The organism is Neorhizobium sp. BETTINA12A, assembly GCF_023006485.1.
Taxonomy (GTDB): domain Bacteria; phylum Pseudomonadota; class Alphaproteobacteria; order Rhizobiales; family Rhizobiaceae; genus Neorhizobium.
In genome coordinates this window covers 66,285-76,689 of the sequence record NZ_JALBGW010000012.1, presented here as the reverse complement: position 1 = coordinate 76,689, position 10,405 = coordinate 66,285, and the positions used below count along the sequence as shown (strand labels likewise).

7 protein-coding genes are annotated in these 10,405 nt (G+C 63.6%); 4 read left to right on the top strand and 3 right to left on the bottom strand.

Translation table 11 applies throughout. The features are described from left to right. The 4 genes from MOV61_RS05960 to MOV61_RS05945 all read left to right on the top strand — a co-directional run. Positions 1 to 220, top strand: a 220-nt coding sequence (locus MOV61_RS05960) for a PfkB family carbohydrate kinase (RefSeq protein WP_247135928.1), incomplete at its 5' end; no start/stop codon positions are given. A gap of 37 nt (positions 221 to 257) precedes the next feature. Then, the gene (locus MOV61_RS05955) at positions 258 to 1,187 is read left to right on the top strand and encodes a pseudouridine-5'-phosphate glycosidase (protein ID WP_247135927.1); all 930 of its coding nucleotides are present in this window, start codon (positions 258 to 260) and stop codon (positions 1,185 to 1,187) included. Positions 1,188 to 1,210: 23 nt separating this feature from the next. Beyond that, on the top strand, positions 1,211 to 2,035 hold the full coding sequence (locus MOV61_RS05950) for an enoyl-CoA hydratase/isomerase family protein (RefSeq protein ID WP_038545850.1): 825 nt from the start codon (positions 1,211 to 1,213) through the stop codon (positions 2,033 to 2,035). A 58-nt stretch (positions 2,036 to 2,093) separates the two neighbouring features. Beyond that, positions 2,094 to 4,163 (top strand): acetate--CoA ligase family protein, encoded by a 2,070-nt coding sequence (locus MOV61_RS05945; protein WP_247135926.1) that lies wholly within the window; start codon positions 2,094 to 2,096, stop codon positions 4,161 to 4,163. 166 nt (positions 4,164 to 4,329) lie between these two features. On the opposite strand, the gene MOV61_RS05940 is transcribed toward MOV61_RS05945, so the two are convergent. From MOV61_RS05940 to MOV61_RS05930, 3 genes are read right to left on the bottom strand one after another with little or no spacing between them, the layout of a single operon-like run. Beyond that, positions 4,330 to 5,307, bottom strand: a complete 978-nt coding sequence (locus tag MOV61_RS05940) for a nucleoside hydrolase (RefSeq protein WP_247135925.1) — start codon at positions 5,305 to 5,307, stop codon at positions 4,330 to 4,332. Between the two features lie 28 nt (positions 5,308 to 5,335). Continuing rightward, a complete protein-coding gene (locus MOV61_RS05935) occupies positions 5,336 to 8,812 on the bottom strand; it encodes an indolepyruvate ferredoxin oxidoreductase family protein (protein ID WP_247135924.1) in 3,477 nt (1,158 codons plus the stop codon). Further along, positions 8,813 to 10,294: an FAD-binding oxidoreductase gene (locus MOV61_RS05930; protein ID WP_247135923.1), complete on the bottom strand. Its 1,482-nt coding sequence runs from the start codon at positions 10,292 to 10,294 to the stop codon at positions 8,813 to 8,815. Positions 10,295 to 10,405: the final 111 nt, after the last annotated feature.

Here is a 10,405-nt window from a genome sequence, read left to right as displayed (position 1 = left end):
CACCTTCCCGGCAGTCCATGCCCGGCCAGTCGATATCACCGGCGCAGGGGATGCGATGATCGCGGGCACGCTGCACCGGATCCTGCACGGCGAGGACACTTACAATGCGGCCCGCACCGGCGCGTTGCTCGGCACGCTGACCACCGAAAGCACCGCAAGCGTCCATACGGACCTGTCCGAACGCTTCCTGGAAGCCAATATGCACCGATTGGCCGGCTGACCTTCGACCGGTCGAAAACGATTTAAGGAATACCGAAATGGCCCTCATCAAACCGAAGCTGAGCCGCGAAGTGGCCGAAACGATCGCAGCCGGCGGCCCGGTCGTGGCGCTGGAATCGACGATCATCACCCATGGCATGCCCTACCCCGCCAATCTCGAAACCGCACTCGGCGTCGAGGCGGTGATCCGCGAGAACGGCGCGATCCCGGCGACCATCGCCGTCGTCAACGGCGAGCTGCGCGTCGGCCTCGAACACAGCGAACTGGAAGAACTGGCTAAGGCGAAGGGCGTCGTGAAGGCATCCGGCCGCGACCTCGCCGTCGCCATGGTCCGCGGCCAGTCTGCCGGCACCACGGTTTCCGCGACCATGCTGATGGCCGATCTTGCCGGCATCGACATTTTCGCCACCGGCGGCGTTGGTGGCGTGCATCGGGGCGCCGAGCAGACGTTCGACATTTCCGCCGACCTGACGGAGCTCGGCCGCACCAAAACCGCGGTCGTCTGCGCCGGCGTCAAGTCGATCCTCGATATCGCCAAGACGCTGGAATATCTCGAAACCCAGCGAGTTCCGGTCATCGCTTACGGCACCGACGATTTCCCGGCCTTTTTCACCCGCAAGAGCGGTTTCAAGGCCGACCACCGGCTCGATACGCCGGAAGAGATCGCCAGGGCCATGTATCTGCACCACCAGCTCGGCACCGGCACCGGTCTCTTGATCGCCAACCCGATCCCGGAAGCGGCGGCGCTGACCCCAGACTTCATCGACGGCACGATCTCGGACGCAGTGCGCGAGGCGGAAGAGCGCGGCATCGGCCGCAAGGAACTGACGCCTTTCCTGCTCGCCCGTATCAACGAGCTTTCCAAGGGCGAGAGCCTCAAGGCCAATATCGAGCTAGTGAAGAACAACGCGCGTCTCGCCGCGAAGATGGCCGTCGCCTACGCGGCGCTGAAGAAGGCCGGCAAATAGTTCAAGAACAAGGGGAACTGCCCATGAACCAGCAAATGAACGGCTACGAGACGATCCTTTACGAGAAGGATTTGACCGACAAGTTCGCGACGATCACCATCAATCGCCCTGACAAGATGAACGCGATGAACAAGACGGTGATCCGCGAGATCGACGCGGCGGTTGCCGCAGCCGTCGCCGATCCGGACGTCAATGCGCTCGTCATCACCGGCACCGGGCGCGCTTTCTCCTCCGGCTACGACCTCCAGGGCGGCGATTTCGATGTCGACATCGATTTCTGGCGCGAAGACATGTCGGAAAATGCCGAGGCCCTGCTCAACATCTGGCGCGCCCCGATCCCCGTCATTGCGTCAGTCAACGGTTACGCTCTTGCCGGCGCACTTGAGCTGATGATGTGCTGCGATCTGGCGATCGCCGCCGACAACGCCAAGTTCGGCGAACCGGAAGTGCGCCACAATTCCGGCCCGCCGGCGCTGATGATGCCCTGGCTGCTCGCCACCCGCGACGTGCGCTGGCTGATGTTCACCGGAGACATGGTAGATGCGCAAGAGGCCCTGCGCATGCACCTGATCAACAAGGTGGTACCGGCCGACCAGCTCAAGGAAAAGACCGAGAACCTCGCCCGCAAGCTGGCCCGCATGCCGGTGCCGGCGCTGAGATACACCAAGGCCTCGATCAACAACCAGCAGATGGTCGCCGGGCTGATGCCGTCGTTCCAGTACAATATCGAAGCGATTGCCGCCCTCCACGTCACCCGGCAGGGCCGCGAGTGGATGGCAAACCTCGCCAAAATGTCGCTGAAGGAATATCTCGCCTTCCGTGACGACCCCTTCAAGGGCCTCGACTGAGGTTTCGGCCATGGCGGCCAACACGCCCATGGACCCAAAAGCAGCGATGCGAGCCTTGATGGCGCCACGCTCCGTCGCAGTCGTCGGCGCCACCGAGCGCGCCGACGCCTCCTCCAGCTACGTCATGAAGAACCTGATACGCTTCGGCTATCAGGGACAGATCATCCCGGTGCATCCGAAGGCCGGGACGATCTTCGGGCTTCCCGCCTCACCCTCCCTCTCGGCGCTGACCAATTCACCCGATGTCGCGGTGATCGGGATCGCCGCCGACAAGGTGATTGCGGCCCTCGAGGAGGCCGGCAGCACCGGCGTCAAGGCGGCGGTCGTGCTGGCCTCCGGTTTCGCGGAACTCGACGAGGCCGGCCGCGAGCGCCAGCGGCAACTGGTCGAGATCGCCGAGCGCTACGGCATGGCGATCTGCGGCCCGAACTGCCTTGGCCTCTTCAACCTTGGCTCCGGCGCCGCCCTCTATTCCTCCAGCCTCTCGACCAATCTCGAAAAGGGCCGCTTCGCCATCCTCTCCCATTCCGGCGCCAGTGCGATCGCGCTCGGCAATACCGGCCGCTTCGGACTCAGCCACATCGTCTCCTCCGGCAACAGCGCAGCGACCGACATTCCCGACTATCTCGAATTCCTGGCGACGGATGACCAAACCAGTGTCGTTGGCATCGTCCTCGAAGCCATCCGCGAACCGGAGAAACTCGCGGCCGCGATGGAGAAGATGCACGCGGCCAACAAGCCGGTGATCGCTCTTCGCGCCGGCCGATCCGAACGCGGTGCCCAGGCGACCGCCGCCCATACCGGTTCGCTCGCCGGCAGCAACGACGCCTACCGCGCCTTCCTCCGCCGGACCGGCATTATCGAAGTCTCGGACATGGACGGCTTCATGGAGACGGCGACGCTCTGCCTGGACCTGAAGGACCGCCCCTCCAAGCCCGGCGTCGCCATCGTCGGCGTCTCCGGCGGCGGCGTCGCGCATGTTTCGGATATCGCAGATGAGGTCGGCATTTTCTTGCCCGACCTGCACCCCGGAGCGGTCGCACGGATAAAGGCCCTGCTGCCGCCCTTTGCCACACCCCAGAACCCGCTCGACACGACTGGCGTCGTCTTCGCGGACGGCAAGATCTACCGCGATGTCCTGCACGCGCTCGCCGACGATGCTTCGGTCGGCCTGATCGTCGCCACGCAGGACGCACCCGTTGGCCTCGACGATTTCTGCGCTTCCGAATATCTCGGCATCGCCGAAGCGGTTTCCGATTATGCCGGGACGGGCAAGGTGCCGGTCGTATTCATGAGCAACCTCTCCTCCGGCCATCACCCGGATATCGAGGCCAAGCTTTCGACGGTGCCGGTGCTGCGCGGTACGAAAAGCGCGCTGACAGCCGTCCGCAGCCTGATCACTCAAAGCCGCCTCGTCTCCTGGCCCGACAAGACAACCGCGACAAAGAAAAGCCTCCCCGCCGGTGCTTTGACCGAACGCGAGGCCAAGCAACTGCTCGCCGCCGAAGGGTTGCCGGTTCCGAGCGAATATCTGGTCACCGATGCCGATGCCGCCGCGGAAGCAGCTCGGAAACTTGGCTTCCCGGTCGTCATGAAGATCGAGTCGCCGGATATTCTGCACAAGACCGAAGCGGGCGGCGTGAAACTCGGCATCGCTTCTGAAGCGCAAGCTCGCGCCGCCTTCGACGCCATCATCGCAAGCGCCCGCGCCTACGCCCCGAATGCGGATCTGCGCGGCGTTTCGGTACAGGAAATGGTGACGGGCGGCGTCGAGGCCCTAGTCGGCCTCGTGCGCCACGAACCCTTCGGTTTCGGCCTCGTGGTCGGCATCGGCGGGGTGCTGGTGGAACTGGTGAAGGACAGCGCCTTCGACCTCCTGCCGATCGACCTTGCCCGCGCTGATGCGATGATCGGCGAAACGAAACTGGCATCGCTGCTGGAAGGCTATCGCGGCGCACCGAAGGCGGATCGCAGGGCCCTCGCCGAACTGCTGGTCAGGCTCTCCGAGTTCGCTGCGCAATACGGGGACGATATCGAAGCTATCGATCTCAATCCGGTAGCGGTCTTGCCCGAGGGCAAAGGCGTGCGCATCCTCGACGCGCTGATCATTCCTCGGAAGAGGCCGTGACGGTGAACTGGCGCTCATTATTGGCAACGACGCTCTACACACCCTCATTCCTGTGCTTGTCACAGGAATCCAGCCAGCCCAAGTCCTTGGGTTGAAAAGGCTCTTCCGCGCCGCAGACGCGGCGCTACTGGATCCCTGTGACAAGCACAGGGATGAGGGTTGAGAGTTACACCAGCCGCAGCTTCGGCGGAGCCGCCGCCTCCGCGCGGCCAAACCACGATAGCCGTTCGGTCAGCAGCGCATAAAATCCGTCGGCGTCGACATCGCGCATGAACATCGCGTTCTTCGGCCGGCCGGAGACGCCCCACCAGTCGGCGACCGTCATGCCCTTGGTGAGTTCGGACTCCGTTTCGATCTCGACATTGCAGAGCCGGCCGGAATAGAGCTCCGGCTTGAGGAGATAGGCGATCACGTTCGGATCGTGCAGCGGCCCTCCTTCGCTGCCGTATTTCGCCACGTCGAAGCGCTCGAAATAATCGAGCCAGCCGACCACCGCGTCGGAGAGCGGCGTACCGATCGCCTGGACTGCTGCGACGCGGGCGCGGGTCGTCAGCGCCTTGTGGGTGACGTCGAGCGGCATCATCACGATCGGCGCGCCTGAGCCAAACACCACGGCAGCTGCCGGCGGGTCGACATAGATGTTGAATTCCGCGGCCGGCGTGATGTTGCCGCCTTCGAACAATCCGCCGCCCATCAGCACGATTTGCCTGATACGGCCGGCGATCTCAGGCGCCCGGGTCAGCGCCTTGCCGAGGTCGGTGAGCGGGCCGAGTGTGCAGACGGTCACGGTGCCTTCCGGTTCGCTCAAGAGCGTCTCGATGATGAAATCGACACCATGCTGTTCCTGAAGCGGCATGGTCGGCTCGGGCAGGTCGGCGCCATCGAGCCCGGTCGCACCATGCACGTGCTCGGCGGTGACGAGCGGCCCGGTCATCGGCTGGTTGCAGCCGGCGAATACCTTGATGTCGGGACGGCCGGCCAGTTCGCAGATCTTGCGGATGTTCTTCGTCGTCAGCGACAACGGCACGTTGCCGGCTGCCGCGACGATCCCCAGCACTTCGATTTCCGGACTGGCGAGCGCCAGCAGAATGGCCAGCGCGTCGTCCTGGCCGGGATCGGTGTCGATGATGATCTTTTCTGCCATTGCGGAAAACTCTCAGGAACGATGACTGTTACGCGACATGGACGAGCGGCTCCCTCGCCCGCCATTTCGCAAGGAGATCGGCTTTGCGCTTCTCGAACTTGGTGATCGAGGCAAGCTTTACATGGCCGAAGCCGCGGACCATGTCCGGCAGACCGGCAAGCTCGACAGCAAGCGCATGATTGGCGGTATCGAGCCCGGCGGAAAGCTCGGTCACCAGTGCAAAATAGTCTGCGATCAGCTGCCGTTCCATCCGCCGCTCGGCCGTGCGGCCAAAGGGATCGAAGGACGTGCCGCGCAGGAATTTCAGTTTTTCCAGAACCCCGAAGACGGGGCGGATCCAAGCGCCAAAGGCGATCTTGGCCGGATGGCCGGTGCGCTGGTCGATCTTGGCGATCATCGGCGGCGCAAGATGATGCTTGATCTTGAAATCACCTTCGAACTGCTCGGCAAGCTTCTTTTCAAAGCTCCTGTCCCGATGCAGCCGGGCAACTTCGTATTCGTCCTTGTAGGCCATCAGCTTGAAGGCGTTTTTCGCCACCGCTTCCGCAAACCCGCTTATGCCGCGCAGCTGCGCCTCGGCTGATTTCACGACATCGACGAGAGCGGCATAACGCGCCGCATAGGCCGCATTCTGGTAGTCCGTGAGGAAGGCGGTGCGACGCGCGACGATTTCTTCCAGCGTCTCGGTCTTCGACTCCGACTTGGTGAGGCCGGCCGCACGCGCAACGGCCTCCACGTCCACCGCCGCCCGACGCCCCCAGCCGAAGGCGGCGCGGTTCATGGCAATGCCCGTGCCGTTAAGCTCGATCGCCTTGTCGATGGCGGCAAGGCTGATCGGCACCAGCCCGCGCTGCCAGGCATGACCCAGCAGGAACATGTTCGCGGCGATCGCATCACCCAGCAGCGCGGTTGCCATATCCGTCGCGGCGACCGTCTCAACCGCATCTTCACCCGCGGCGCGGCGCAGCGATTTCAGCGTCGCCTCCTGCCGGAAATCGATTGTCGTATCCTTCACGAAGGAAGCGGTCGGCGCGAAATGGTCGTCGATGACGGCACGCGTCTTGTTCTTCGCAAACGAGGCAAGCGAATTCTTCTGCGCGGCGACGACGATATCGAAGCCGAGCACGAGGTCGCTTTCACCGGGGCCGACCCGCACGGCATTGATCTGCGCCGGGTCCTTCGCCAGCCGGATATGCGAAACGACCGAACCGTTTTTCTGAGCGAGCCCGGTCTGGTCGAGCGTTACCAGAGCCAGACCATCAAGAAGCGCCGCTTGAGCTAGAATGGCGCTGACCGTGATGACGCCGGTGCCGCCGATGCCGGCGAGCAGCATGCTGTAGGGCGTCTCGAAAGTCGCGGTGAAAGTGGGCAGCGGCAGGTCGTCGGTCTTCACCACCTTCGACTTCGCCGCCGGCTTGCTGATGCTGCCGCCTTCGACGGTGACGAAGCTCGGACAGAAACCCTTGATGCAGGAAAGATCGGTATTGCAGCTCGACTGGTTGATGCGGCGCTTGCGGCCGAATTCGGTCTCCTGCGGCTCGATCGAGATGCAGTTGGAGACGGCGGAACAGTCGCCGCAGCCTTCGCAGACCAGTTCGTTGATGAAGGCTCGGCTGTCCGAGACTGGATAGGCGCCGCGCTTGCGGCGGCGGCGTTTTTCGGCGGCGCAGACCTGGTCGTAGACCAGGACGGTGACGCCGGGGATGTCGCGCAGCTCTCGCTGCACCGCGTCGAGTTCGTCGCGGTGATGGATGGAGACTTCGCGCGGCAGATTGCCCTGCCAGACTTCCGGCCGCTCGGCGACCACCACGACGCGAGCCGCACCTTCCGCCAGCATCTGCCCGACAATGCCAGGCACGGTAACGTCGCCGTCATGCTTCTGGCCACCGGTCATGGCGACCGCGTCATTGTAGAGGATCTTGTAGGTGGCGTTGACCTTCGCAGCGATCCCCGCGCGGATGGCAAGCAGGCCGGAATGGAAATAGGTGCCGTCGCCCATGTTGACGAAGATGTGCTTCTCGTCGGTGAAGGGCGACAGGCCGATCCACGAACCACCCTCGCCACCCATCTGGGTGAAGGTCGAGGTGTTGCGGTCCTCGTTGCCGATGATCATCATGTGGCAGCCGATACCGGTCGAGGCACGGCTTCCCTCCGGCAGGCGGGTCGAGACGCTGTGCGGACAGCCGGAGCAGAAATAGGCGTCGCGCTTCAGGGCGGTCGCCTCGACGCCCGTGGCAATCGACATTTCCTCCACGAAACGCGCCTTGGCCTGCAGCGCCTCATCGAAATGATCGAGCCGGGAGAGGATGGCTTTCGCCACCGACAATGTGCCGATCTCACCGATCGCCTGCAGCAGCGTCGCGCCGTTCTCGCCGGCCTTGCCGAAGACGCGGGGACGCCGCTCTGTGGGCAGGTTGAAGAGCTGCGCCTTGATCTGGTCCTCGAGGATCGAGCGTTTTTCCTCAACCACGAGCAGTTCGTCGACGCGGGAGGCGAACTCCGCGATCCCTTGTGGCTCCAGCGGCCAGACCATCCCGACCTTGTAGAGCGCGATACCAAGTTCCGCCGCGCGGGCTTCGTTGATGCCGAGCAGCGCCAGCGCACCAAGAAGATCGAGCCAGGACTTGCCGGTCGAGACGATCCCGAGCCGGACGCGGCCGGTAGCTCCCCAAATAGTGCGGTCCAGCCGATTGGCGCGGGCAAAGGCCTGCACGGCGAGCATCTTGCGCTCCAGCCGCAGCTCCATCGCAAGCGGCCCATCCGGCCAGCGCAGCGACAGGCCGTCCGGCGCAAAGGTCTCGTCGGGGAAAACGATCTGCGGCTTGTCCGGATCGAGATCGACGGTCGCCGAGCACTCGACGATCTCGGTCTGGCACTTGAAGCCCACCCAGGCGCCGGAATAGCGGCTCATCGCAATGCCGAGCAGGCCGTATTCGATATATTCGCCGACGCCTGCCGGCGACAGCAGCGGCACCATGGCCGAAATCAGGTTGTGCTCGCTCTGGTGTGGCAGGGTAGAGGAAACCGCGCCGTGGTCGTCACCGACCAGCAGCAGCACGCCGCCGTTCGGGTTGGTGCCGATCGCGTTGGCATGGCGGATCACGTCCATGCTGCGGTCGACGCCCGGCCCCTTGCCGTACCACATGCCGAACACGCCGTCGTAACGCGAGCCCTGAAACATGCCGGTCTGCTGAGTGCCCCAGACGGCGGTCGCCGCCATGTCCTCGTTGAGGCCCGGATGGAATTTTATATGCGCTGCATCGAGAAATTTTTTCGCACGTGCCATCTCACGGTCGAAACCGGCAAGTGGCGAGCCACGGTAACCGGAAACATAACCGGCCGTATTCAGGCCGCGCGCCAGATCCCGCTCACGCTGGATCATCGGCAGGCGCACGAGAGCCTGCGTGCCCGACACCAGGATGCGGCCCTTCTCCAGCGTGTAGCGGTCGTCGAGGCTGACCTTGCTGTTCGAGGGTTTTTTTTCCGGCGTGGCATGGATCGACATCTAGACCCGCTCCGCCTGCTGCACGGATACCGGCGCCTCGAAGACGCGGCCGCGATTAAGAATGTAGTTCGGGTCGAATGCGGCTTTCAGCCGGCGCATGGTGGCGATCTCGGCTTCGCTGCGGGCGTATTTCAGGTATTTCACCTTGTCGGTGCCGATCCCGTGTTCGGCGGAAACCCCGCCGCCGACCGCCTCGATGCCCGAGAATATCGCCTCGGCGACCTTTTTCTCGTGCTGGCTGAACATGCAGTAGTGCAGGTTGCCGTCGCCCAGATGGCCGAAGATATAGGTCCGCGCCTGCGGATCGATCTCGTCGACGGCGAGCGCGGCCTTGTCGAGAAATTCTTGCATGCGGGAAAGCGGTACCGAAATATCGAAGCCGATCGTCACCCCATTGCCGAACAGATAGTCGTTGATGCCGTCGCGGATGCCCCAGAGCGCGTTGAACTCGCGCAGAGAATTGGAGAGCACCACGTCCGTGGCCAGCCCATCCTCCAGCGCGGCGGCAAGCGCCGCCTCGAAACGTTCGTTGTCCTGATCCGGCGCCTGGCCGTGGATTTCGACCATCGCATACATGCCCACCCCTTTTTCGACGGGAGGACGGATCCCCATGTAGTCGACGGTGCCTTCGTAGACGTTCGGAAAGATCGCCTCGAAGGCTGAGATGAGGCCGGAGAGTTCGACCCGCAGCCGCGCCAGCAGATCCTGCGCCGCCTTCAGCGACGGCAGGGCGATGAAGGCGTTGCGCTCGATCTGCGGTTTCGGATGCAGTTTCAGGCAGGCGCGCGTGACGACGCCGATCGTGCCTTCGGTTCCGATGAACAGCGGATTGAGGTCGTAGCCGGAATTGTCCTTGGGCAGGCCTTTCAGCGATGAGAGAATAGTGCCGTCCGGCAGCACCGCCTCAAGCCCCATGACCTGCGCCCGATACATGCCGTAACGCAGAACCCGGATGCCGCCGGCATTGGTGCCGATATTGCCGCCGACCGTGGCCGTGCCGCGCGCACCGATATCGACGCCGAAGAACAGGCCGACATCGCTTGCCGCCTGCTGGACGATCTGCAGCGGTGTGCCCGCCTTGACGATCACCGTCTGGGCCGCGACGTCGATCGACTCAATGCCAGTCATGCGTTCGAGCGAGATGGAGACTTCACCTTCGACGGGCCGGGAAGAACCGGAAAGCCCGGTGCGGCCCCCCTGTACGACGATCGGCTGGCGGAGTTCGTTGGCGGCAGAGAGAATGGCGGAAACGTCTTCGGTGTTGCGCGGACGCAAAACGACCGCAGGTCGTGCACCTCGAGCCGTCGCATCGGCGGCATAACCATCCGAAATCGCATCGCCGGTGAGGATCGCAGCGGCGTCAAGCCGGCTTTCGAGGCTGGAGAGAAGATGGGCCACGCGGTCGGAGGATAAGGTGCTCTCCTCCGCAATGCCTGCTTCGCTGCCCTGCGCTCCAGCATCGCCGAATGCGATTGCGCCCATTCTCTCATTCCCCTTGTTTCTTGGGGGGTGAGGTTATTCCCATTCCCCTATTTGTCAAACCTATATTTAAAAAGCAGTAGCCTTTTTGCCCCTCCCGTGGCATCACTATGG